Here is an 857-nt window from a genome sequence, read left to right as displayed (position 1 = left end):
CAGGTTGCCTATCTGCAGGTCAAAAACGCCTTTCTGCGCAAAGCCATGAGCTTGGGTCTCAAGGACAGTGACCTGGACAATCAGCAGAAAGCACTTATCGTGCAGGAGTTGCGGTCACGATATCCACTTGATGCGCTTCTTCAGGGAGCATGTCTTCCTCGAAGCAGCTTCTACTACCACCTCAAGGTCACTCGCCAACCAGACAAACAAGGTGCCCGCAAAGAGAGCATCCGGACGATGTTCGCGCATCATCGGGGTCGCTATGGCTATCGCCGCATCACGCAGGCGCTACGCAATCAGGGGCAGCAGATCAATCACAAGGCAGTACAGCGGCTGATGGGCGAAATGTCGTTAAAGTGCACGCTGCGACGCCGTCGCTATCGTCCATTCACAGGGCCGGAGTCCTGCGTGGCGCCTAACCTGCTGGAACGCCGCTTTACCGCACCGCAGCCCAATCAGCGGTGGGCGACTGACATAACGGAGTTTCGTGTCAATCAAAACCGGCTATACCTGTCACCGATTCTTGACCTCTTCAATAAGGAAATTGTGGCTTTCGAGATAAGTGAGCGCCCATCGTTCGAGATGGTCTTACGTATGTTGAAAGACGGATTGAAGACCCTTCGGCCTCATGAGAAACCGCTCATCCACTCCGATCAAGGCTGGCACTATCAATACCCTGCCTACCAACAGCTGATCCGTCAGCATGGACTGACTCAGAGTATGTCAAGGCGAGCCAATTGCCTCGACAATGCGGCAATGGAAAGCTTTTTTGCAGTACTAAAATCTGAGCTTTTCCACTGCAACAGGTTCTCAAGCGTAGAGGAGCTGGCAGTAGCAATTCGGGCCTATATCGACTA

Annotated in this window: 1 protein-coding gene; it reads left to right on the top strand. The window is 53.2% G+C overall.

Going from position 1 to position 857, the window contains the following annotated elements:
* Window positions 1-857 (top strand): IS3 family transposase (locus tag RND78_RS27810; protein ID WP_312733448.1); only part of this gene is annotated, 857 nt, incomplete at both ends.

Origin of the sequence: Pseudomonas oryzihabitans, assembly GCF_032027545.1 — a bacterium.
GTDB classification, from domain to species: domain Bacteria; phylum Pseudomonadota; class Gammaproteobacteria; order Pseudomonadales; family Pseudomonadaceae; genus Chryseomonas; species Chryseomonas oryzihabitans_F.
Note: the sequence above shows the minus strand (reverse complement) of the source record. Positions and strands in the feature narration are given on the sequence as shown.